The sequence below is a fragment of the Coprococcus sp. ART55/1 genome (assembly GCF_000210595.1).
GTDB classification, from domain to species: domain Bacteria; phylum Bacillota; class Clostridia; order Lachnospirales; family Lachnospiraceae; genus Coprococcus; species Coprococcus aceti.
Genome location: NC_021018.1, coordinates 376,428 through 400,387, shown reverse-complemented (window position 1 = coordinate 400,387; position 23,960 = coordinate 376,428). Strand labels below are relative to the sequence as shown.

Annotated in this window: 24 protein-coding genes; 1 reads left to right on the top strand and 23 read right to left on the bottom strand. The window is 49.4% G+C overall.

What is annotated here, in order from left to right; translation table 11 throughout:
* From CCU_RS01915 to CCU_RS01810, 22 genes are all read right to left on the bottom strand, one after another.
* A partial coding sequence (locus CCU_RS01915; protein WP_208895909.1) for a recombinase family protein occupies nt 1-1,074 on the bottom strand: 1,074 nt, incomplete at its 3' end.
* 73 nt (nt 1,075-1,147) lie between these two features.
* Entirely contained in the window at nt 1,148-2,071 is a 924-nt protein-coding gene (locus CCU_RS01910) for a type IV secretory system conjugative DNA transfer family protein (protein WP_330369793.1), read from the bottom strand.
* Nucleotides 2,072-2,094: 23 nt separating this feature from the next.
* A complete protein-coding gene (locus tag CCU_RS01905; RefSeq protein WP_015513377.1) occupies nt 2,095-2,346 on the bottom strand; it encodes a DUF4314 domain-containing protein in 252 nt (83 codons plus the stop codon).
* A 30-nt stretch (nt 2,347-2,376) separates the two neighbouring features.
* Nucleotides 2,377-2,691, bottom strand: a complete 315-nt coding sequence (locus CCU_RS01900) for a hypothetical protein (RefSeq protein ID WP_015513376.1) — start codon at nt 2,689-2,691, stop codon at nt 2,377-2,379.
* A gap of 97 nt (nt 2,692-2,788) precedes the next feature.
* Nucleotides 2,789-3,727 (bottom strand): ArdC-like ssDNA-binding domain-containing protein, encoded by a 939-nt coding sequence (locus CCU_RS01895; protein ID WP_015533357.1) that lies wholly within the window; start codon nt 3,725-3,727, stop codon nt 2,789-2,791.
* 3 nt (nt 3,728-3,730) lie between these two features.
* Entirely contained in the window at nt 3,731-4,567 is an 837-nt protein-coding gene (locus CCU_RS01890) for a PcfB family protein (protein WP_015533356.1), read from the bottom strand.
* 5 nt (nt 4,568-4,572) lie between these two features.
* Nucleotides 4,573-5,862, bottom strand: a complete 1,290-nt coding sequence (locus CCU_RS01885) for a relaxase/mobilization nuclease domain-containing protein (protein ID WP_015533355.1) — start codon at nt 5,860-5,862, stop codon at nt 4,573-4,575.
* A gap of 3 nt (nt 5,863-5,865) precedes the next feature.
* Nucleotides 5,866-6,174, bottom strand: coding sequence for a plasmid mobilization protein (locus tag CCU_RS01880; protein ID WP_015533354.1), 309 nt, complete (start codon nt 6,172-6,174; stop codon nt 5,866-5,868).
* Nucleotides 6,175-6,300: 126 nt separating this feature from the next.
* The gene (locus tag CCU_RS01875) at nt 6,301-6,678 is read right to left on the bottom strand and encodes a DUF3789 domain-containing protein (protein WP_015533352.1); all 378 of its coding nucleotides are present in this window, start codon (nt 6,676-6,678) and stop codon (nt 6,301-6,303) included.
* Nucleotides 6,679-6,820: 142 nt separating this feature from the next.
* Nucleotides 6,821-7,144, bottom strand: coding sequence for a DUF7768 domain-containing protein (locus tag CCU_RS01870; protein WP_019162195.1), 324 nt, complete (start codon nt 7,142-7,144; stop codon nt 6,821-6,823).
* A 149-nt stretch (nt 7,145-7,293) separates the two neighbouring features.
* Complete coding sequence (locus tag CCU_RS01865; RefSeq protein ID WP_015533351.1) at nt 7,294-8,106, bottom strand: DNA-methyltransferase; 813 nt, start codon at nt 8,104-8,106, stop codon at nt 7,294-7,296.
* Between the two features lie 66 nt (nt 8,107-8,172).
* Nucleotides 8,173-8,946 carry a hypothetical protein gene (locus CCU_RS01860; RefSeq protein ID WP_071849526.1) on the bottom strand — a complete coding sequence of 258 codons (774 nt, stop codon included), beginning with the start codon at nt 8,944-8,946 and terminating at the stop codon, nt 8,173-8,175.
* A 4-nt stretch (nt 8,947-8,950) separates the two neighbouring features.
* On the bottom strand, nt 8,951-9,922 hold the full coding sequence (locus CCU_RS01855) for a DUF3991 domain-containing protein (protein WP_008400051.1): 972 nt from the start codon (nt 9,920-9,922) through the stop codon (nt 8,951-8,953).
* The gene (gene metK / locus CCU_RS01850; RefSeq protein ID WP_015533350.1) at nt 9,922-11,082 is read right to left on the bottom strand and encodes a methionine adenosyltransferase; all 1,161 of its coding nucleotides are present in this window, start codon (nt 11,080-11,082) and stop codon (nt 9,922-9,924) included. The genes CCU_RS01855 and metK overlap by 1 nt, the downstream gene beginning before the upstream one ends.
* 234 nt (nt 11,083-11,316) lie before the next feature.
* The gene (locus tag CCU_RS01845) at nt 11,317-12,132 is read right to left on the bottom strand and encodes a class B sortase (protein ID WP_015533349.1); all 816 of its coding nucleotides are present in this window, start codon (nt 12,130-12,132) and stop codon (nt 11,317-11,319) included.
* On the bottom strand, nt 12,129-12,626 hold the full coding sequence (locus CCU_RS01840) for a gamma-glutamylcyclotransferase family protein (RefSeq protein WP_025577045.1): 498 nt from the start codon (nt 12,624-12,626) through the stop codon (nt 12,129-12,131). Before CCU_RS01840 ends, CCU_RS01845 begins: the two co-directional genes overlap by 4 nt.
* A 1-nt stretch (nt 12,627) precedes the next feature.
* On the bottom strand, nt 12,628-18,957 hold the full coding sequence (locus CCU_RS01835) for an LPXTG cell wall anchor domain-containing protein (protein ID WP_243440832.1): 6,330 nt from the start codon (nt 18,955-18,957) through the stop codon (nt 12,628-12,630).
* Between the two features lie 85 nt (nt 18,958-19,042).
* Entirely contained in the window at nt 19,043-19,993 is a 951-nt protein-coding gene (locus CCU_RS01830; protein WP_071849528.1) for an amidoligase family protein, read from the bottom strand.
* Nucleotides 19,994-19,998: 5 nt separating this feature from the next.
* Nucleotides 19,999-21,300 (bottom strand): DNA (cytosine-5-)-methyltransferase, encoded by a 1,302-nt coding sequence (dcm, locus tag CCU_RS01825; protein WP_179966521.1) that lies wholly within the window; start codon nt 21,298-21,300, stop codon nt 19,999-20,001.
* Between the two features lie 75 nt (nt 21,301-21,375).
* Nucleotides 21,376-21,948, bottom strand: a complete 573-nt coding sequence (locus CCU_RS01820; RefSeq protein WP_015533347.1) for a hypothetical protein — start codon at nt 21,946-21,948, stop codon at nt 21,376-21,378.
* A gap of 218 nt (nt 21,949-22,166) precedes the next feature.
* Nucleotides 22,167-22,460, bottom strand: coding sequence for a hypothetical protein (locus tag CCU_RS01815; protein WP_006428275.1), 294 nt, complete (start codon nt 22,458-22,460; stop codon nt 22,167-22,169).
* A complete protein-coding gene (locus tag CCU_RS01810) occupies nt 22,448-23,356 on the bottom strand; it encodes a ParM/StbA family protein (RefSeq protein WP_161208660.1) in 909 nt (302 codons plus the stop codon). The genes CCU_RS01815 and CCU_RS01810 overlap by 13 nt, the downstream gene beginning before the upstream one ends.
* Between CCU_RS01810 and CCU_RS01805 the strand changes: the two genes are divergently transcribed.
* Complete coding sequence (locus tag CCU_RS01805) at nt 23,309-23,458, top strand: hypothetical protein (RefSeq protein ID WP_208895906.1); 150 nt, start codon at nt 23,309-23,311, stop codon at nt 23,456-23,458. The genes CCU_RS01810 and CCU_RS01805 overlap by 48 nt on opposite strands.
* Before the next feature lie 62 nt (nt 23,459-23,520).
* On the opposite strand, the gene CCU_RS01800 is transcribed toward CCU_RS01805, so the two are convergent.
* The coding region (locus CCU_RS01800; RefSeq protein WP_208895905.1) for a hypothetical protein at nt 23,521-23,960 on the bottom strand (440 nt) is incomplete at its 5' end.

Sequence of the window (23,960 nt, the reverse complement as noted above, 5' to 3'; positions counted from 1 at the left end):
GTGCTGTGTAGGGCAAAGGGAGCCGATAGGATACTTCCCATACTGGCCGCAAGTGTACTGCGGGACGCGCTTGCCGTTGTATGTGCGGTGAACATACATCTTGCCGCCGCAATCGGCGCAGTACATCAGGCCGGTCAGGGGATGGGCCTCCCCAAAGCCGTCCGGGTAGCGTCTGGCGTTTCCCCGGATACGCTGCACATTGTCAAAGGTTTCCTGGTCGATAATGGCCTCATGGGTGTTCTCAAAAATCGTCCATTCGCTTTCGTCAACATAGTGACTTTTCTTGTCCTTAAAGTGCTTGCGGGTTTTGAAATTGACCGTATGGCCTAAATACTCCTGTTTTTTCAGGATTTCAACAACGGTAGAGGCACTCCAACGATAAATATCCGCAAAGGCCTTATTCTTGTTCACTCCCTCGCCATAGCGGGCAAGGTGAACGGCTGGCATTTCAATTTTTTCTTCTGACAACTTGGTTGCGATCTGATAGGGGCCGTAGCCCTCCATCGCAAGCGCGAAAATATGGCGTACCACAGCGGCGGCTTCTTCATCCACAAGCCAGTGTTCCCGCTTTTCGTCCCACAGATAGCCGTAGATAACGGTGCCGGTCAGGTGCTTGCCGCTCATGCCTTTGGACTTAAACACAGAGCGGATTTTCCGGCTGGTGTCGCGGGCGTAAAACTCGTTCATAATGTTGCGGAACGGGGTAAAATCATCATCGCCTTTCAGACTGTCCACACCGTCATTGATGGCGATCAGCCGGACACCGCGCTGCCGCAAAATCTCCATAACTTGACCGACCTTCAGATAGTCGCGTCCCAGGCGGCTCATGTCCTTTATGACGATGGCCTCCACCCGTCCGGCCTCGACTTCCTCCATCATCGCCAGAAAGCCGGGACGGTCAAAGCGGGTTCCCGATACGCCGTCATCGGTGAAGTGGGTAGGGTTCGGCAGTCCATTCCGGCGGGCAAACTCCTCTAACATCTGCTTTTGATGGCTTATGGAGTTGCTCTCGCCCTGTAACTCATCATCGCGGCTCAAACGCTCATACAGTGGGGTGATTTTCTCGTTTCTCATGGCTGTACCTCCTGAAATGAAAATGCTCTAAGTGACTGCTTCACTAACCATGACAAAAACCATGATTAAGAAGTCACTTAGAGCATACATCTCCTGCCGCCTGCTTGTAAATGTGATACTGCTTGACGGCAATGCTGTCCGGGTCCCGCATCTCCAGACGGTCAAACAAAATGTCCAGAGGGGACTCGTAGTCCTCGTCCTCTTCTTTTACCTGTGCCGAGCCTAACATCTCCATGATCATGGCGAAGTTCTGTTCTTCCGGCGGAGCTTCGTGGAGCAGATACAGCATCAGTGCCTGAAGCAGTGCGGTTTCGCTCTTCTCCCAGAAGGGATCAGAGGACTGGGAACCTTTGGGTGTGGTGTTTTGTATCAGATTGGAAATAAGACGGAGCACGTCTTTGTCATCGTGGACATACTCGAATGGATTGTAGCAAAAAGATGTGTCGGGATTGATGAGGTCAAAGACACGCACCTCATATCCTTTCTTTTCCAGCAGACCGCCTGTCTTTCGGAGCAGCTCGGCTTTCGGATCGGTGATGACCATCGAACAGCAGCACTGCATGATGTTTGGTAGGGCAAAGCCTCTGGATTTTCCTGCACCGGAGCCTCCCACTACGAGAATGTTGAGACATCTGCGGTGCTTGTGGGTGTCAAGGCTAATGCGGAAGTTCTGTGTCAGCAGGATGTTCTGGGAGTACGGCTTCTGGCTATATTTCTTACAGATCTGCCGGGCATCGCCCCATCTGGCAGAGCCATGTTCTTCCCCTCTGCGGTAGTTCTTCTGACTGGAATAAAAAATGCCGATCCCGGCTGCGTAAAGTAACGTGCAGACCAGCATCGACTTGATGGTATATTCCGTATAATGAAACTGGAAGGGATGGTTCAGCTTTTCTGTGAGAACCTCCATCAGCTCGAAAAGATTCCTGCCCGGCTGGATGGCATCCGCAAGCAGGATTGCTACCCACCAGATGACAGGCAGTCCGGCAAGCCAAATCACCCAGTCTGACTTCCGGCTGTTTGTTACCGGGATGGCTGCTGTTTGGGCCTCTCTGCTCTTGGCAGGTCCGTAATGTGGAAGCTGTCCACTCCCGGAACGAGGGCAAGGCTGCTTCCATTCTCCCAGTTTACGTGGATCTGCCCTGCATCGTCTACCATATCCACCTTACCTTTTAAGCCGGGTGGCATGTGGCTCTCCCCCTCCATGCTGTTAAGCGTGACCTCGGTTCCCGGCGGATATCTTCTCCGCATGGCTTCTATTCTTTCTTGTGTCATATTTCTGTATATTTGTACCACATCCTTTCTTCATCTTCCCCTTCCACGGTATGGGCGGTATCTGGATTTCATGATCTTTAACAGGACGCTGTCGATCCCATCGGAATAGCGTCCGTTTTTCAGGTATGTGTCCCGGAGCTGGTTTAAGGCTTCCACGGATTTGCTGTGTTCGGCTTCTGTCAGGTAGAGCTTTCCCTCTTCCTGCTCTGCCAGCTTCAGAACCAGATCCCGTGTGGTATCCACCGGAAGCCCCTGTTCTTTTTCCTGCCGGAACACTTCCCGGAGTGCATGGATCAGCATGTGGTTCATGATCCGGTCCATCTTTACATATCGCATTCTTGTCATAGGCGAGCCCCCTTTTTTTCCTCTTTTTTCTCAACCACAACATACCACACTTCCTCCCGGAAAGCTACTGCAAAAGAGCCGGAAAAGCCCCTTTTTATCAGCGTTCCGGGGACTTTTTACTCTTGGCAGGTTTCTCCGTTTTTTCCTCCGGGATGGCAAATTCATCGGTCATAAATTCCTGCTCGCTTTTGCCAAGGTTGCGGTCTACCTGCTTGCCAATGGAATAGGCTGCACTCTTTACATCCTGGATAAAGGAGCGGAGTTCTTTCGGATCTTTCTGTCCGAATGCCTGCATCTGGCATACCTTGTCAAAGGAAAAACCGGAGACATCCACGCCGTATTTCTGTGCTGTCACATACGCTGCACAATAGGCCTGTGCCGATACCCCTGCCCGGCTGTAGCTTCCATCGTGATGGTCAAGGGATGCACAGGCCAGCTCCCGGCTGATGGAATGGAACGTTGCATTTTCGCTCATGCCATTTCGGACATAGATCATCCGCTTGTTCGGGATGTACTGTGCCTGTACCTTATCCGGCAGATTGTCTGCGATCTGAATCCGTACCTCGCTGTCGGTCAGCAGTGCTTCCATCAGCTGGTCCATCGGCTTTGGCTCTGCCTCTTCCGGCTGCTTGGTACGGATCTGGCTGATGTCATAGGCTTTCTGGATGGAGTACCCCTGCTGGATGACACCGTCCTTTTCATATTCCTGTCCGACAATGAAGTTGTATCCCTTGCTTCCGGTCTTGACTACCTTGCCTTCTTCCTTCCATTTTTCAAAGGTCTTGACCTGCCGGATCTCCGGATTCTGTGCATAAAGCAGGAACAGGTTGTCTGTCCTCTGCGGCTTGCACTGTCCCATAAAATCAAGGAATCCTTTTAAGGAGTCCCCATTCTGGAAGACCTCCTGTGCCTTTCCATCGATCATACCCCAGATTTCTTCCCTCTCCTGCTTTTTCTGTGCGGCATACTCTTCTTTCGATAACCGCTGGGCGGACTGCTCCTGCGAGTCCTGCCCTAAAAATTTTGTCAGGTCCATCTCCTACCTCGCTTTCACCTTTCGTTTATTTCTTGCTTTCTTCTGCGTTTTCCTTGGTCCACGGTTCTTTTCCCGGCTCCGCTTCTGGGATTCCTCTGCTTTCTCCCGTTTGATGTTCTCCAGCTCCCGGCGGACACTGGGACGCTCCTGTTCCCTCAGCCCTGCATCAGTCCCTTTTTCCTGCCCGGTAGAAATATTTCTGCTGTGCAAGGAAGAGCCGGACAGATTCTCTTCCCCCTCTTCCTGCACCGGGATAAAATTTTCCGGTTCGGAAAACTCCTTTTCGGGATGATTCTGGTTCTTTTCCTCTTCAGAAAAGTCCATGTCACCTACCTGGAATGCTTCGTCCAGATCGCTGATTTCAAACTGCACCTCGCCCTCCGGCATCTGCACAGTTTCCTGTACTGCTTCGGTTTCCGGTGTTTCCATTCCGGCGGTTACCTCATGGACAGCTTCCCCGACTTCGCTCCTTACAAAATCAAGGTTCATCTTATCCATGACACGGTTGACTTTGGCTGCATCATCGGCAAAGACCATGACCTCGCTCATCTCCGGGTTCTTTTTATCCCGGATGATCACATAGAGCAGTCCTCGTTTCCTGCCCTCACTGCAGAATTCACGCAGGCGGTCAGATGGCACAGTGAAGAACTTCAATGGCTTGTTCTCCTTTAACATCCGCACCATTCTGGTCTTGCCCCTCGTTTTCTTCTGGTCTTTTAATACGGCGGCAACAAATACCGCCAGATGCTTTGCCAGCGTACCCGAAAGCCTGAGCCCGTGGTCCACGCCGTCCAGGGAATACCGGACGATCTGGTCCGCCGCATCGCCTCCATAATTCATGTTGTTCACCTGCTTTCTGTTCTCGGTTTTCTGTTTTTCTCCGTCTGTTCTTCTTCCTGTCTCTGGATCTGCTCTGCCAGACGCATCTTTTCTTCCATCTCCTGGGACTGCTGTTCGATCCGGATACAAATGCGGATATCCTTTCGAAGCGGCTTCAGTTCTTCGGTGATCTGACCAATCCTGACACTGTCCGGTTCGCTCCGGTAGAGCCGCTTCCGCTCTTTCGTGAGTGCCTGTACCCTCTCTTCCAACGATGTGCGGTAGGCGAGTAGCTCTTCACGGGTAGTGATCTGATGCTTCTGTAGAAATTCCATCTGCTCGATCCTGGCATCCAGTTTTCGGATGTCTGCCCGGAGCACCGGGGAGATCCTTTTCGGCTTCTGCTTTAGGGCACCCATCTGGTACAGATAGGAATAGTACAGGGCCTGTATCCCTTTTAACTTCTTTTTCGGGGATCTGGAATCTCCTTCTTTTCCAGCAGGTATCCTGCTCTTGGGCTGCAAGATCCACTGCCGGATGCTCTCTTCCGAGTAATGCTTCCCAAGGCTCCGCAGACGGATATACCGTTCCATCCCCGGTGCTTTTAATGCAATGTACTTCCGGTTCAGCTTCCACTGGTATCCCCTCTGCTTCATCTGTTCCAGAAACTGTTTCCATGTGAAGCTCTCTGCCACAGCATCCCGGATGTCCAGACGGATCGAGGTTCTCCAGGTCGGCTTTCCGTCCTGTTCTGCCATCCACTGTGCATAGGATTTCCCTTTGCCGTTTTTCGGTTCGATGACAGATAAGCCGTATTTCAGGCATAAGGCATCCGAAGTTTTCCGCACATCCTCGTAGTAGCTCCTGCTGTTACTATGATACTTTTTCCCATCTTCCATGCTCACGGAATTAAACACGATATGGTTGTGGTGATGCTCCGTGTTCAAATGAGTGGTGATGACAGCTTCATATTTTCCCTGAAGGAGTCTTTCTGCCAGCTCCATGCCAATCTGGTGGGCAAGTTCCGGGGTGACTTCCCCTTTGGCAAAGCTCTGCACCAGATGGAAGCCCTGCACCCCGTCCATCTTGTTGTATCGTTTCTTTGTATCTACCATATCTTGATAAGCAGTCTCACAGACACAGCCAATGGCATTCTCAAAAATGGAACGCTCCGTCTTGTCCCGGTTCATTGCATATTGAATAGCTTCTTCCAGAGAGCCGGCACTTTGTCCTTTCTTTGTGGTCTTATCCTTGTTTCGAATGTAAGTAATGGAATTGTCCAGACGGCTGACCGGGATGATACTGGTGTATGCCATCGGCTACCATTCCTCTTTGACCAGCCTCCATGTCTCTTTCGTCATGCGGAGCATTTCCCGAATATTCTCTTCCCCTGCCATCCCACATCCATTGGCTACATGGGCAAGCTGATTGGCATTGTTGCACAGACCGGATACTTTCCTTAAAAGTTCGGTATGATGTTCACAGGGTCTTGCCCGGACTTCGCCGCCCATGACAATGGAACGGATGTATTCCTCACGGGACAGGCCGCTTTTTTCTACCTGCTCTTCCAGAAAACGCAGCTCCTTTGTATTGAGGCGGACTGGTATCACATGGTTTCTTTTTCTCATCTCTTCACCTGCTTTCCAACGGGTTATTGATCGTTTCCTTACATTTCACGGTTTTTCCAGATCAGGAATCCTGTCAGCACGCCAATGGCTACGGCTGCAGCAATAATCTTTTTCTTCATATAGGCCTCACCCCCTTTCCGGTACCCGGCACAGTTCCATCGGGGCAAGCATGATTCCTCTTTTCTCCATCTCTTTCGCAAATTCCAGAAGGTTCCATTTCTTCCCATCGATCATGGCAGATTCTGCATCCAGATAATGGCAGGTGGATACGTTCCGCTCTCCATTTGGGGCATTCTGCACAAGGCTTTCCCCGTCTGCCAGACGGAACAGTTCCTCTCCCTGGCTGTTTACAAAACAGATGCACACGCCGTGGTCAATAATCTCCTTTGGTTTCATCCGGCACCGCTCCAGTGCCTCATCCTCCCGTTTTCCTGAGATCAGTAAACACATTGCAAACACGCCCATTGCCCCTCCGGTCATTGTGCCAAGTATAAATCCTAACATTTCTTCGTTCTCCTTTCGTCTGTTTACGGCTCGATATGGGGGATTGGGGTTCTCCCCAAAGTGCGTTTGGATATCCAAACGCTATGCTTGCAAAACCAGTCGCATTTTGCTTCGTCCCCTCTGAACCTATCGTTTTTCGGAATTATTCGTTTTCTTTGATTTTGCTTAACCCATCCAGCGTGGTACAGATGATATGGAGTCTGTCAGCCATGCTGATCTCCGTGTTCATCGTCCCGGTGGTCTCTTTTCCGCAGACGACCACCATCCTGCACCGTCTTAAGATCTGATGGGACATTCTCCGCATAGCCTGCATATCCTCCGCATCCCCATCATCAAGGAATGGGGAAAAGCTGTACTGCGGACAGATCGGCACATATCCCAGTTCGTAGATCTTCCGGCAGTACCGCTGTACTTTGGTCTTTCCCTCTTCTGCAGAGCAGCAGACATAAGCAAGTGCCTGTTCCAATACGACCATCTCCTTTCCTGACCAGACAAGTTTCCTCTGCCCGGCGTTTTTCCAAAAAGAAACACCCACAAAGCATTCCGGCTCTGTGGATGTCTTGTGGACATCTGGATTCTTTTCTTCCTTTTTTCAGATGTCTGGCAGACATCCGGTTACTGTGGTTCTTTATTCTCTGCTTCTGCCCCGGCTTCCAGTGCGATACGGACACGGTCGCTTCCCAGCTTATAATATGCATCCGTCACTTCGATGCCGACTGCCTGATAGCCCGACTCTGTCGCCGCAAGGATGGTCGTGCCAGCTCCGGCAAACGGGTCTAAGATCAGGCCGCCCGGCTCGCAGATCTGGATGACATCCTTCATCAGCTGGAGCGGCTTTTCTGTCACATGGATGCGGTTCTGGGGATTCCCATAACGGAACACACCCGGAAGGCAGGACACCGGGCGGTTGATCGGCATCGGTCCGTTGCTTCCCCATACAATATATTCTGCCTGCTGGCGGAATCTGCCTTTCTGCGGACGGGAGTTCCCCTTGTCCCAGACGGCAGTCCCTCTCCAGATCCACCCTGCCCACTGGAGGGCATCGGTGATGGACGGGTACTGTCTCCAGTCAATAAAGAGGCAGATCGGAGCCCCTCTCTTGCAGGCTTTCCGCACATCGTACAGCCATTCTGCCATCCAGTGGGTCCAGGAACGCTGGTCTTTATTATCCCCATCAAAATCCGGCAGGGCATTTTCTGCTTTCATGCTGCTGTACTTCTGGTTGGTAGTTCGGTTGCGTTCGTTCTGCTTGGTTCCCCCGGACGCATAGGGCGGATCGGTTATAACTGCATCAAAGATCCCCGGCTGGAATCCTTTGACCAGTTTTAAGGTATCTCCATGCAGGATACGCCAGTTCTCCCCTCCGGCAGACTCATCCGGCACACAGTCCGGTTTTAAAAGATCTTCAAGTTTCAGGGTATTTCCCATAGGCATCATCCTTTCGGTCGCTTATTTTCCAGATTTCTCTGGAAGTGCTTTTCTTTATGGAACTGCTCATCGGCAGGTATCCTCTTTTTTCAGTGTTTCTTTTCTTGGCGTTCTGGGCTGTTCACGGTGGTCCGACAGCTCGGTTTCCACGTATTCGCTGATGATTCCCAGCGCTTCATAGTAATTGCTGCTCTTGTGGACACGATCCGCCATTTCGTTGGCCTGTTCGGACATCCCGGCACGTCTAAGCAGTCTTGCGGCATCCCCAAGGGTTGAGAAAATATTTCCGTCATGCCCTAAGAGCTTAAGTTCTGGACGGGACGGCTTTTGTTCCGGCTGCTTTTCCTGCACACCGTTTTCCGGTGCTTTCACCTGTATCTGGAAATCCGAGCCGGCACCAACATAGAAATGTAAGTATAATTCACCACCGTCTACCTTGATCTCCCGCTGTTCCAGACTTTCTCCCCAGCCATCGCTGTACTGCCCTCTCAGATACTGCCCCACCACACGGTATTCCTCTGGTGTCAGATTCTCCCGGAGTGTCAGGTTTGCACAGCCATATAAAACGCCCTCCTGTTCCTTTACCGCCATTGTAATGCGTTCCACTTTTTCCTTAATGTCCTTGTTTTGGTCAAAATAATCGATCAGGTTGCATGGCTGGTTGTCAGGCATACCGAGCCGATTGATCTCGTCAACCTTTTCTGCGATGGATGTCTGATACTGCACCAGGTCAGGTCCTTCCAATGGCTCCGCATCATCCAGATTCACAATATCTGAATAGTCCGGAATAAACTCTGCCATCAGAGGTGACAGCATTCCCACTTCTATTTTATCTTTCAAAGCATCACCTCGCTTCCCTATTCTGCCGTTTCTCCGGTGTACGGGCAGCCATTTTTGCCATGTCTGCCCAGTCTGCCCCTTCGATTTCCGGCAGGTTCTCGATGATCCGATAGCTTCCCTCGTAGGCTTTTCGGATATGTTCACACGCCCACCGTCCGGCAAAGTCATTGTCGGTACACACTTCGATCTCGGTGATCTCCGGGTGCTGGGACAGAAAATGTTCCAATGCCTGCGGCTTTTTCATGCTACGCTGGCTCTGCCCTTCTTTTGGTGCGCTGATCCCGCCAAGCTCCAGACGGTACTTATCCCGGCTTCCTTGTCTCTGTTCCAATGTCATGTGGGCAAGCACATCCACACAGGCTTCATAAACAGCAACCCGTCTGCATCCCGATTTCGCCGGAACACAAAAAGCGTATGCCTTTTCACTTCCGGCCTGTTCCATCTTAAAAGACTTTCCGCTGGCATCGTAAATCCCACGCAGGAAAGCATATCTTGCCACCTGGTTTTCATCCCGTCCTATGAACACGGCATTGTGGTAGGGCAGACTCTCATATAAGATTCCCAAATGAACACACCGCTGTAAGACCTCGCCACTGATGCCCCGCTCTTTCAGATAGCGGAACACCCTGCGGCAGTCTGGGCTGGCCGTAGGCAGGACAAATGGCTTCTTTGGCTTTGCTTCCACTGGAGGAGGGATATAGGTGGGATACTCATCTTTCAGCATTTGCACTGCCTCCAGAAAAGAACACCCGTCTACATGAATCAGGAAATTTAAAGCACTGGTGCCCCCGATATCTCTGGATTTCCAGTGCCACTGGCTGGTCTGCTCGTTAATCTTAAAGCTGTCGTGGTCTGTCAGCTCCCATTCATTTCTGGCTGAAGATTTTTTCAGACGGTTTGGCTGATATTTCTTCAGGTATTCAATGGCGGTGATCTCCCTTGCACGTTTGATTTCTTCTTCCGGAATCCACGGCATTACATCACGGTATCCCGGAGCTGCTCTGCCTTATCCGTTTTCTCCCACGGGAATTCCTTTCTTCCAAAATGCCCGAACACCGCACTCTGTCGGTAGATTGGCCGCTTCAGGTGCAGGGTGTCACAGATCTGGCTTGGGGTAAGCCCGAACACCAGAGGGATCGCTGCGGCGAGGCAGTCATCCGCACAGATCTTTCCCGTTCCAAAGGTATCCACCTGCACCATGACTGGCTGGGCAACCCCAATGGCATAGGCAAGGGACACCTGGCATCGGCTGGCAAGTCCGGCAGCTACCATGTTTTTGGCGATGTAACGGGCCATGTATGCCCCGGAACGGTCAACTTTGGAACAATCCTTCCCGGAGAATGCACCGCCGCCATGCGGTACCAGGCTGCCGTAGGTATCCACCATTAGTTTCCTTCCGGTCAGTCCGGTGTCTGCATCCAGACCTCCGCACACAAATCTGCCCGATGGGTTAATCAGGATCTTGGTATCCTCATCCGGTGGCAGCATACGGAGTGCCGGGCGTAACACTTTCTCCCGGATCTCATGCTCCAGCTTCCGAAGGGATTTTTCCTTTTCATGCTGGCAGGACACAATGACGGTATCCAGCCGGGCAGGTCTGTCATCTTCATACTCCACGGTCACCTGCGCCTTTCCATCTGGCAAGATTCCCGTGATATATCCGCTTCTACGGCTTGCAGACAGTTCCCTTACAATGCGGTTCGCCAGAACCACTGGCATCGGCATAAGCTGCGGTGTCTCATCGCAGGCGTAGCCAATCATGATGCCCTGATCCCCGGCACCGCTGGCAAGTCCGCTCTGAACAGAAACAGTCCCTGCCCTTCGTTCTCTGGATCTCTCCACTGCCCCGGCGATATCCGGACTCTGTTTGTGGATGAGGGCATCCATGTGGATTTCCTCTGCTTCATAGCCTGCACTCTCCAGCACCTTTTTGATGATTTCAAACACCTGTGGCTCAAATCGGCTGGTGATCTCTCCTGCTACAATGATGTTCCTTTTGGTCGCCAGCACCTCGCAGGCCACTCTGGAATTTTCGTCCTCTTTCAGACACGCGTCCAGAATGCTGTCTGCGATCAGGTCGCAGAGCTTATCCGGATGTCCTTCTGTTACGGATTCTGCTGTATAAAATCGTTTCATAATCGTTACCATCCTTTCCAAGTAAATAATAACGGCAGGAAACGCTCCTTTCTGGAACACTTTCTGCCGGATCTGGGTTATAAGTTGTCTCACATTCTGCACTTTTCTGGTACTTTCAGACACTTTTTTCAACCTAAATACTACCAATGCACACCCTTACATAATCCCCCTGTTTTGAACACATCCCTGCCCGTGCGGTCATTATTTGTCTCATTTTCTGCACTTTTCTGGTACTTACGAACACTTCTGACTCCACACTGCCCCGGAAACCGGCACCGCCAGGACGATGTTCCTGGCACCGCTCCATTCATATGAACACGTGACGAGCGTCAAAACCTTATCGTATATACACTTCAGGTAATCATCCCCGGTTTCGAACACTTCCCTCTGCTTAGCTGCTTTTAAATATTCCTGCACTGCCTCCGCATCTGCGAGTTTCTGCTGGAATGGGAACAAATTCCTGTCTGCTTTCAGCACCGTGACAATTCGGTATTCCTGAATGCTATCCTCTGTCTGAAGATAAGCAAAGGGATGCTCCTGATAGTACGTTTCATCTGCATATAAGTCCAGATTTCCGAACATTGCCCCACTGTTCATGTTGTGACCGTAAATGATAAGGTTCCGACTTTCAGACACTTTACAGTCTGCCTGTAAAAACAGGCTTCCGTTGATGTCATATTCCTTTTTGTAATTCCGTTTCAGGTAAAACTCCCCATTCTCCTGTTCGGACTGAAGCACCGGGTAATCAATCCCGGTATCCGGTATTGTCAGCCATCCCTGCACATCCGGGTATTGTTCCCGAAGAGAAACAAGGTCTACCGCAGCCACCGGGCATTTTCTTCCAGCTGGTTGGTCTTTCTTTTCAGAGCCTGAGGCTCCCGGAGCTTCCGGCTCCGGGAAATTCCCTTTCAGCTCTGCCACCAGCTTTTTGTTCTCCATTGGAAGATATACCATGTGGTAAATCAGAAACCCGGCACTTGTCAGCGTCACTGCAAGGCAGATGATCTTGAAAAACCTCTGTAAGATTCCTGTCTTTGGTTTTTTCTTCATCGTTCCTGTCCGGCTTTTCTCTGCTTCTTTGGCTGACTCTTCTGCGTCTTTCCCGGCACAGGCGGTTTCCTTGCTGCTTTCAGGATCGGCTCTGTCGGGATTTGGTTCTGTCTGCAGCCCTTTAAGATCCCAGTCAGGTACGACCGTCCGGGCGGATTAAAGTTCTGCATGTAATCTTTTGTCATGATATAGACAATGGCTTTGATCTCTCTTCCATCTTTGTTCTTGACAGTGATCTCCTGCTTGTCGTAAAAATCAGGATAGCCTTCATAAAGATCCAGGCTCTTTTCACAGTCCCCGGTCAGTGACCAGAGGACGCCGTCCACATGGCTTCCCTCTTCCGGGAAGATGGTGGCAAGGCCGCTTCCTGCGGCTGCAAAGGTCAGCCGATACCCCTCCAGGCGGACGATTTCTACCACCTCCGCCTTTGGGCACCGATATGCCATCTGGTCCAGATCCATGTTGCTTCCATACGCAAAATATAATTGTTTCAGCCTATCTGCCCCCTTTTTTCTTCTTTCTTCTGGATGCCACACCCATGCCGATCAGACCGCCTGCGGAAAGAATCAGGCACAGGGCCGGAATCCAGAGGTTGGTGTCATCGCCTGTTTTCGGGTTGCTTACAAACGGGGTATCCTCCGGCAGCTTCTCGTTCGTCACTTTCTGGATGACTTCGATCACTGGAGTTTTGTCATCTACATAGGTAAATGTCACCTCATGTTTGGTCTCATCCAGCTGATAGCCCTCCGGTGCTTTGGTCTCAACCAGATAATAGGTGGCTGCCTTATCAAATTTGCCGTCCTTATAAGTTCCGATTGCAAGCAGTCCGCTGGTTGCATGGCCGTTTTCATCAGTGGTCAGGGTTTCTACCACTTTGCCATCCGCATCCCTCAGTTCAAATTCTGCATCTTTCAGTGCTGCTCCGGTATCCTTATCTGTTTTCTCAATGATCAGACGTCCCTTTGCGGTGTCATCTTTCATGGCTACCTTCTGGATCTCTGCGGTATCTGCCACCTCGAAGGTGATCTCCTCTGCAACGACATAACCGTTTGGAGCCTGCTCTTCTTTCAGGGTGTATTTACCAATCGGAAGTTTTTCGATATAATGCGGCTCTTTACCGGAAGTCCAGGTTTCTACGATGTTGCCATTTTCATCTGTGATGGTCAGTTTGGCTCCTTCGATCTCATTATCTCCGGTAATATCCGTTTTGCTGATCTTCACTTTGGTCACGTCATCTTCCATTACCTGTTTCTGGATCCCCGCAGTATTCTCTACGGTGAATGTGATGCTTTCCGCAGTGGCATATCCATCGGCCGGCTTGTTTTCTGTCAGGGTGTAAGATTTTCCTACAACCAGTTCTTTGATGATGTGCGGCTCCTTGGTGGATGTCCATTCCTCAACAACAGCCCCGTTTTCATCCGTCAGCTGTAATCTGGCTCCCGGCAGTTCCTCGCCCGTGGTCAGATCGGTTTTGGAAAGCTCCACGGTTGTCGGCTCATCTTCAAATACAAATTCATAGGATGCTTCTACTTCTTTATCCCCCTGGTACTCAAAAACAAATTCCTGCTCTTCTCCGGTGGTGACAAATCCATCCGGTGCATACAGCTCCTTCACATAATATGTTCCGTCGATCGGCAGGTCTGCAATAAAGGAAATCTTTCCATCTGCATCTGTTGTTTTTAACTCGATCAGGGTATCTGCTTCCATCAGCACCTTTCCAGATGCGGACAGGATGTCGTTTCTGGTGTACAGTCCAAAGATGCCGCCTTTTAATACACGGTCGGTATCCTTTTCTTTCTTCAGGACGTTCACTTTTACTTTCTGACGGTTGTTCTGCCAGTCCTCATCGTATACGACAACCGGGGTATCCTGGTCACGGTAGGAAAGATCTACATATCGTGGTTCTTCATCCAGCACATAACCATATGCTGTGCCCACCTCTTTGACATAGTATTTTCCAACCGGAAGGTCAGATACTTCTGCAACACCGTTTGCATCAGTAGTCACGGTTGCCACCAGCTCGTCCTTAGCATAATAATCCGGGCTTACACCATCGGCTGCTTTGATATCCTCTGCAGCGTAAATCTCAAAGGTAACGTCTGACAGGCTTCCTGTGATGTACTCAAACAGATGCTCTACAACGCCTTTGACATTGTCCAGCAGGGTGATCTTATCAAGGAATTCACCCTTCTTGTTTACGATCAGCAGGGCTTTCGGCACATCGTCTTTCATTTCCACTTTCTGTACTTTTGCGGTATCCTGAACGGTGAATTCCACATCCGTGGTCTTTAAATAACCAAGCGGTGCAAGAGATTCACGGAGGGTATAAGTTTTTCCAACGGTCAGGTATTTGATCACATGAGGCTCATCCTTTACGGAAGTCCAGCTGTCGATCACATTTCCATCCTTGTCCAGAACAGAAAGGGATGCCCCGTTCAGCTCTACGCCTGTGGTCAGGTCGGATTTTGTCACCTCGATGGTGGTCGGCTGGTTCTTCTTCACAGATTTCAGCTTGATGGTCGGAATGTCCTGCCCCTGATAGGTGGCATCAAATTCCAGTATCTCGTCAGAAGATACAAAACCATCCGGTGCAGAAATTTCTTTCACATAATAAGTTCCAAGCGGCAGGTCCAGGGTGAAGTGTGCCTGTCCTTTTTCATCGCTTGTGATCTCCTGTAATAAGGTATCTGCTTTCACAATAATCTTGTCACCGGATTTGATCTCGTTCTTATTGTAAAGACCGAATGTAGCTCCAGCTACCGTGCTTCCTGTTTCTGCATCCTGTTTTTCCACGGTGATGCTTACTTTCTGGCGTTCATTGGTAAAAGTCACTTCTTCGTCTACGACTGGGGTATCCTGTCCGGCATAGGTAAAAGTTACTTCTTCGCCTTTGGCATTCCAGGTGTAGCCCTCCGGCGTTTTTTTCTCTTCTACACGGTATTTGCCGAGCGGAAGGTTCTCTACTACGGCACTTCCGGTTTCATCGGTTGTCACCGTTGCCACCAGTGTGTCTTTGGCATATTCCAGATAACGGTTGCCGTTCTCATCTTTCTGATGGTCTGCGGTATAGATATCTTCTGCGGCATAAACCTCAAACACGGCTCCTGCAAGGCTGGCTTCCTCATAGGTGAAATCCTTGTCAAAACCTTTGACTACTTCTCCTTCCTTGTGGATGGTCAGTCTGCCTTTTGCCGGGTGGCTCTCGAATTCCACCTCGATGATCAGGTCACCGCTGACCGGATCTTCCTGGTATGCAGTATCGCTGTCTACCTTGATTTCCACGGTATTGGCACTGTGGGTGTATCCATCCGGTGCAGTCACTTCTTCGATGCGGTAATTTCCACAAGCCAGATTCTGTGGCAGGATCAGGTATCCATTCTCATCCGTAAAATAAGATTTATGTACCATAGTAGATGGGTAGGTGGTCACCTGTTCCACATATTTCTTGTTATCCAGATCGTATACTTTAAACTCAGTATTCGGAACCAGGACAGATTTCTTTGTCTCGTCATCTTTTTTGACGATCTTTAATTTTGCTTCAAACTCTTCGTCCAGAAGCACACGCCATACCTGCGGCTGATCCGGATTGTTTTCCGAGATCACAACCTTAAAGTCATCGACTGGTTTGAAGTTGTGCGGTGTGGTGGTCTCCCTTACAATGTAGGTTCCGTATGCAAGCGGAATGGAGCATGCATATCCACGCTCATCCGTGAACATTTCTGTCTGTCCGTCTGCGGTCAGTACAACCGGAGTTGCAGATGCAAAGTCATAGGAACCGTCCTTATTTTTCTTCAGGCTGCTCTCCAGATATGCACTGAATCCCACACCTTTTAACAGATCGGCATCGGTCTTACCATTGTTGGCTGCTTTAATGACCTGGAACGGCTGTTTGATCACATCTTCCAGAGAAGTTGCGGTACGTTCTACCGTCTGAACCAGATCTCCCTCGTCATTACACTCCAGATCATGTTCTTCCGGGTCTGCCAGATATCCAACAGGCGGCGTCAATTCTTTCACGTAATACTTTCCGAGATAGAGGTCTGCGATTTCTGCATTTCCCTCTGTATCCGTAGTCAGGGTTGCAATCTGCGTTCCTGCCGGGTAAAGGACACCTGTCTGTCCATCCGGATGAACGATATCCTCACGGGCATACAGTCCGTAAACCGCACCCTCAAGGGTTGCATCTCCCTGTGCGGTCTTTCCGGTTTCGGAATCCTCTTTTACCAGTTTGATCTTCGCATTGACACGCTCGTTCTGGAACGTGTGGCTGAAAGAAACGGTTGCCTCTTTGTCTGTGGTGTACTGGAACGTAAAAGAGTACACATCCTCACTGTTTCTGGTATATCCGGCCGGTGCAGAAACCTCTTTCATGTAGTAGCTGTTAGCGATCGGCAGGTCTGCCTGATATACGGCTTTTCCGTCTGTTCCGGTCACTACCTTCTCAATGAGGGTATCTTTTTTGACCACAACGGTTCCGTCCGCTGCTTTGATGTCGTTTCCGGCATACAGGCCATAAGTGCCGCCCGGAAGGTATTTCCTGGTTTCCTTATCCTGTTTGTATACGCTTACGCTTGCTTTTTGGCGGTCATTTTTGAATGTCACGCTTCCCATGACCTTCTCCACATTGCTTCCGGCATAGGAAAGGGTGATTTCCTGGCTTTCGCCTGTGCATATCAGATTTTGTGGTGCCTGCATTTCTTTTACCACATATTTTCCCAGATATAGATTATCCAGTGTGACACTTCCGTCATCCCCGGTAGTAAGTCCGGCTTTGACCAGTGCGTCTTTTTTATAAATGACGGTTCCGTCTGCGGATACAATATCCGCTGCGGCATAAACATTGTAAACCGCACTCTTCTGTTTCTGCTCGGTATAAACAAAGGAAACACCATCATCAGTTACCTTTGCTCCGGTCAGGACTTCTCCTAATTTATAAACAGTCAGGCTTGCCATCTGCTCTGCATCGGTAACGGTTTGTTTTACAGTATCTCCGATGACCAGTTTCACATCGTAGGCTTTGGTATCCAGCAGATATCCGTTTGGTACGGAGATCTCTTTCAGGTATACGGTATCCTGTGTTTTGGTGATCGTAACGCTGGAAGCTCCGTTGGCATCTGTGGCCGGCATCTTTGTGATCAAGTTCTTTCCATCCTTGTCACTGTAAACGCCATAAACTGCACCTGCGATGGCTTTGTTGCTCTTGCGGTCCTTCTTTACGATCTCCAGAGTTGCCTGTTTTACCCATGACACTTTAAAATCTACATACTTCTCATCGGTCACGCCCTCGCCAAATACCAGGGCAAGGTCCTGTGTCTCGCTTCCGGTTGTGATCTTGTAAGCGGAATAGTCTTTGATGATGCTTCCCTTCATGGTAACAGACCATTCCCCTTTGACATCCACTGCCTGTGTCAGCGGTGCAGATAAGTAGAATTTGGTACCGCCGCAGATCTCCACGGATGCACCTGCACTGCTTGTTTTTCCCGTTGTCACATTATGCAGTTTGACACCGGAAGGCAGTTTCATGGTGATGGTCTGCAGTTCGGATGCCTTAAAGGTGATCTCTTCTGTTCTCTGGCTGTTGCCGCTGATATATGCGGTAACATCTGCATTGGAGAAACTCATGTCCACTTCCGGTATCTCCGGCTGGCTCATGCAATAATTGTAGAGTTCCATTGCCAGAGCCTGTCCGGTTGCATTCGTACCGGAAAAAGCGTCACTACTGTTATTGGCATAAGACGCAGCCAGATGGACAATGATAAACTGTTTTCCAGCGGAAAAATCAGGATGTTTCTCTGAGAAAAATCCATTTTCGCCGGATGCTTTTGTGCCGTAGTAGCATACTTTTGCCAGTGCTTTGCTGTCACCCAGTTTGGTGATCTTATAAACACCATCCCCAGGTCCTGCTTTTGACGGCTGCACACAGTAGGCAGTTGCAGACACGTTTCCAAATTTTACGGTATATTTATAGGTTACATAAGAACCCAGACCGTAGTCTGCATAATAGTATGCAGTCCCTCTTGTCACATCTACATCCTGTGTTGCTCTTGTACTGGTATTGACTGCGGTGAAAGAAACGGTTTCCCCATCTTCCATTGCCATAAGGTCAATATCCTGTTCCCCTGCCTGCTCCAGAACATCGCTGAGTGTCAGCCCGGATTCTTTATCGGTTGTATTTTCTGTTTCGGCTTCCTCTAATGCGGCATCAAACTCAGATTCAGAAAGTCCACCCTGAAATTCGGGTTCTGTTTCTTCCGGTTCTTCTGTTTCAGATTCAGCTGTCTCCGGCTCAACAATTTCTGTTTCTACAGGCACTGTCTCAGTTTCTTCCTGCGAGGCAGCTTCCTCATCATCAGAACCTGTATCCTCTTCGGTAACTGCCTGTTCTGTCTGCGGTTCACTCTGAGCTGCTGTCACAGGCTCTTTTACGATCAGGTTTCTCCCAATCTGATAAACCGGGTGGTTCTGGTTGACTGGCTCCACATAATAAACGGCATGGTAAGTGTCTGCATGGCTGGTGCTGAAGTTCTCCCCGGCGTCATTCTCTGCTTTCTGGAATGTCACTTTGACTTTGCTTTCGTCCTTGATTTCCAAATTTGTAAAATCCGTGGAAACAGCAAAGTCCTGTCCGACTTCCAGCTCCAGATCGGTGGCTTTTACCACTTCATTTTCATCCAGCTGATCCTTTACGGATTCATACGCTGGCGGTTCCGCCGCTTTCGACTCTTCCGAAGCATACACCGTCAGCGGTGAAATGACCGTGGATAAGATGGTGACTGCCGCCATCACCCCTGAAAGGATTCGCCTGAATCGATATTTACTCTTCATGTTTTCTACCTCTTTCTTCTTTTTCTTCATTTTGCATAAGAACAGCCGGATGTTTCCACCCGGCCTGTCTGTTCTCATTATTCTGTTATCTCGCATCATCTGTCCGTCTTGGATTCTGCAGACAGGCATAGGTACTTTTGTCATACCGCCATGCCTTATCCCCGTCCAGATTGGCAAGTAGATGCTTCCGTACATTTTTGTATTCGTCCCCGATCAATCCGAGGCGGAGCAGAAAGGTGCGGAACGTAAATGCCGGGTTATCCCCGATCTCCGTCTTTTTTGCATGGGTACAAGATTGGTTGATCGCCTGTGCGGATATGGCAAGTGCCAGTGTGATATTCGACCGGACTTTTCCTGCATGGAGGGTGCTTTCAAAACAACGCCATTCCAGTGTTCCCTTGGAAAAAACAGCATGTAGGTTTAAGGCATAATACCTTGTCCAGTTGTAATGCTCGGAGCTTCCGTCATTTCCCTCATACCATGCCCTTTTGAATTTTTCCATCGTGATGGTGCTGTTTGGCATCCGGCGGATCTTCTCCAATACCATAGGACGGACTTTCTGGCAATACTCATCTTCCCTTCTCGTCTGTACATTTAAGGCTTTGAACAGAATATCCTCTTTGCAGTACATGATCGTCAGTGCATTTTTCAGACTCCTTGGTGTATGATTGGATGCGTCCACATGGACATGCATGCCACAGGATGAATTGACAAAAGCACCTGCGTTTTTGACACACCGCACCACTTCCTGGAGTTTCCCCATTTCCGAATATTCCAATTTCGGGGATACCATTTCTGTCGAATAATCTCCATCGGCATCTATTACAGTACCATTTGCCAGCCTTTCACAGTCGATACTGCTGTCTCTTGAAAATTTCCACGTTTTTCCATCTGAATCTTTTACACACCAGGAATCGTAAGAACGGATATGATATGGCTCTGTTCCGAACATTCTTCCAATCGCAACAGCCGCATCATAGCGGCTGATACCTGTCATCTCAATCTCTGTACCAAAATACTGGTCTTTTAGGTCGATCTGCTTCACCCACCCTTCGCTTCTGGAACAGGTGAGCCGCTTTGGATCTCTTCATCTACTGCTTTCAAATTTCTGCCTATTGCTTCAATGACATTGACAGTGACACCATTACCGGCCTGCTTGTAAAGCTGATTATCCGATGTTTCTTTTTCCATCTTGGAAATCTGACCATCCCGATATCCCTGCAGCCGCAGACACTCCCTTGGCGTCAGCCTGCGGATTCTGCCGTGGTAAATCACTCCATGACGGTCAGTTGCCGTAATGGTGAACATTGGCTCTTCCGGTTCTTTCATCCTTCTTCCATTCTGGCGGACTTTTTCCTTGGCCGGTGTCAGCACTGCCCTTGGCGGTTCTTCCACCAGCACCCCGGAACTTTCGCCTCTGTGGTTATGGATGCTGGAATCCTGTCTGGTATTCAGACATCTTGCAACGTCTGTCACCAGCGGCGGAGGGGAGATATCTACAAAATGCAGTGTTCCCTGCTGGTTTCCGGTCGTCAGGGTATGGGCGATCTCATGCCCGACTCTCCCCCTGCGACTGTTGATTCCCGGATATCCGAGATCGATGCTGTCCCCCTCGTAGGCCATCTTGTATCCTTTTCGGGTGTTTTCCTTGATTGGGATACCGACTTCGTATAATCCGGTCTTGCCGCCCATACCACCAGACCCGCTGGTCAGCGTGCAGCTCAGTCCTTCTTCTGCGTAGACTCTTTCTCCCTGTTTGCCAGCATGGACTTGTATAAGAGCTGTTCCATTTGCTTTTGGGAAAGGTAATATTTTTCCGGCACATCTTCCATCAAGATATCCGACAATATACACCCGCTTCCTTGACTGGGGGACTCCGAAATCCTTGCTGTTAAGCACTTTCCATTCGACATGATACCCCAGTTCAGATAGCGTACTGAGGATGGTGTGAAACGTCCGCCCTTTGTCATGCGAAAGCAGACCGGGTACGTTTTCAAGGAGAAAATACGCAGGTCGTTTGTCTGCAACCAGTCTGGCAACTTCAAAGAAAAGGGTTCCTCTTGCATCGGCAAATCCTTCCCTTCGTCCAGCGATTGAGAATGCCTGGCAAGGAAATCCCGCACATAAAAGATCAAAGTCCGGCATTCGTTCTGTTTCAATATTTCTTGCGTCATTGCAGAACCACTCTCCTTCCGTATCAAACAGCACCCGGTAGTTGTGGTCTGCATATGCATCTGCTTCACAGTGTCCGACACAGGTGAAGCCCCCTGCCCTGTGCAGCCCTTCTCGGAATCCTCCGATTCCACTGAACAGGTCAAAAAATCGAATTGTTCCGGCTATCAGCCTCCCTTCGCTGCGAAAAAAACAGTGCAGATTTCTCTGCACCGTTTCCGTCTCTTGGTTTCTGTTTTGTGATGTCTATTCTTCTGATTCCGCTTCCTCTGGCTCAGATTCTTCTGCTTCTTCGGTTTCCAGTTCTGTTGGCTCTGCTTCCGCTGGCTCTTCGTTTTCTGGCTCTGTCGGCTCTTCATCTGCTTCAGCTTCGTCCGGTTCTGTCATTTCTCCGTCTGTTTCAGCTTCCAGTGCTTCTGTCTCAGGCTCTTCTGCTTCAGGTTCTACTGACTCTTCATCCGGTTCTGATTTTGCAGTCTCAGGATCTTCCATTTCTGTTTCTTCGGCTTCCTCTGACTCTGCTTTCCATTTGGCTTCTTCTTTTTCGATTGCATCTTCGATAAGCCCGATTAAGAAGTCTTTCTGTTTCATGCCATTCCTGGCGAGGACTGCTTTCAGTCTGGAAAATAAATCCTCGGTTACCTGTACTGCTACTGTTCTTAAATCTGCCATGTTCGCCTTTTCTCCTTTTCTTGTCATGTGTTCTTCGATTACCATTTCAAGGTATTTTGGTATGCTGATTCCTAACTCTTCGACTTCCAGTTTTAGCTTTTCATGCAGCTCTACCGGGATTTTTCCGCATATGTTTTTCATCTCCATTGTGTTCGTTCTCCTTTCTTTTTTCTACATACAACATACCCTAAAACGTGACAGAAAGCTATTCACAATACCCAACGAATATGAGGCTCTCAAAAGCTCCCAAAGGATGCAGATCCAATAACATTCAATAGGCATCACCCCTTTCAAAAATCCGTGATTTATACTAATTTGACTGCTTGAAATTTGGCTATTTTATCACCAGGAAAGACTTGACTTTTTCAGAATGCATCCTCAAGCCCGGAGAGAAAATCCAGCATCTGGGACGGGATTTCTTCCTTTTTTGAAACACTCTCCCCGGAGCCAGAAATGGAAACACCTGCCAGTTCTTCCCGGATTGCCTGCCGGATGCTTTTCTCCAGCTGGTTGTTTTCCTGATCTTTTAAGATCACCTGAACCAGATAGCTGCTCTTCTGTCCATCTGGAACACTTTGCAGGATCTCCCATGCCTTTTTGTGATCTGGGTTATCAAGGTTCAGGCGGAACGAGAAAACGGGTCTCTTTACTTCGCGCACATCTGCCCCACAATCCGCTCATAGCCGGAAGCATTGGCGTGTACGTCTGTCAGGTAAATCTGCCGACACAGCCCGTCCTGCGGTGTCACGTGCCGTTTCAGAATGCTGGCTCCGCCGCCCATGATCACGGACGGAATTGCCTTCAGATCGAACCCGGCTTCCATAATTGCAGACAGTATTTTCTCCGTGTAGAGCCTTCCCTGCCGGACAATGATTTCTTTTGCGGCCGGGTCCATGCTGCAGCTCTGGCCGTTCAGAACACGTTCGATCTGAATATCCGTTACAGACAGTCCGGTATTTCTGCGTACCTGCTCGGTGATCTCATCCACACACCGGATCACACCAAGTTCCAGGCTGCGGCAGGTAGCGGCATTTGGAACACTGTTGTCCAGCCGCATCAGGTCTACGGTCCAGCCACCGATATCTGCGAGAAGAACAGAAGGCTCGTCCCGAACACATTCCGGGTGGAGAGCCAGGGCTGAGTATCCCTGTGGGAACAGTTTTACATCCTGAATCCGGATCTCATAGCTCTCATCCTCGTACCGGAAACGCAGAGGCTGCTCTTTCCGAAACAGATATTCCCGGAAACCTTTTTTCTCCCTGCCAAAACTTGCCAGTGGGAGGCCGGCTGCCAGAACCACATCTGTTTTCCTCTCTCCCCGGCGGTAGCGGATCTCCTGTGCAATGGCTGCCATTGTCAAAAGATAATAATTGTCATTGGAAGTCTTGCTTCTCACCAGCGTCTGCCGCCCAGTTCCACACACATAAAATTTCCCATTGTACTGCAGGACATTTTGCATGGTATACGGCTCATAATCGTACCCGGTCAGTCCAGTCGGGAAACACACATGGGGAGTTTTGATGGCATAATATCCATGATCGATTCCTATAATAATAAGTCACCACATCCTTTCAGGTTTTTCTTGTTCTTTTCCAGCAGGTGGTCTTTTGGTCTGGAAAAAGAAAAAGGGCAGAACCCCGAAGAGCCCTGCCCGTAATAAAAAATACAGCCATGTATATTTGCAAATAAATACGCATAACTGTATTAGTTTAATTCTTATTAATCTTCAAACTCTTTTAACTCGTCAAGCGGTTCTTTTGAAGTATCTATTGCCATATTGTTCTTTAACCAATCAGCTTTGCTATAACCTGTTCCGGTCAATTCAAATATTTCACCTTTATACCCTACAGCTTTAACCCAGCCCCATTCTATAAGTCTGTCTAAAGCCTCTTCCCATCTCGCAGATTCTCTTTTTGAATTATCAGCCATAAACTGCTTACCTGATGTAAAAATCTGAGTAGGTGAACCAAGTGTCCGTATCTTTAGTATTTGCCCATCACCATCAGCCGCATATACTAATAAAAAGGCAGAGTCCACTGGAATGTTCCCAACATCATCTAGCCCTACAACTGATTTATTTTCTTCTGGATTTCCAATAATTAACGTATTATCTTCAACCTGGAACAATTTTTTGATATCTTCACTTGTTGCTGTAGGAA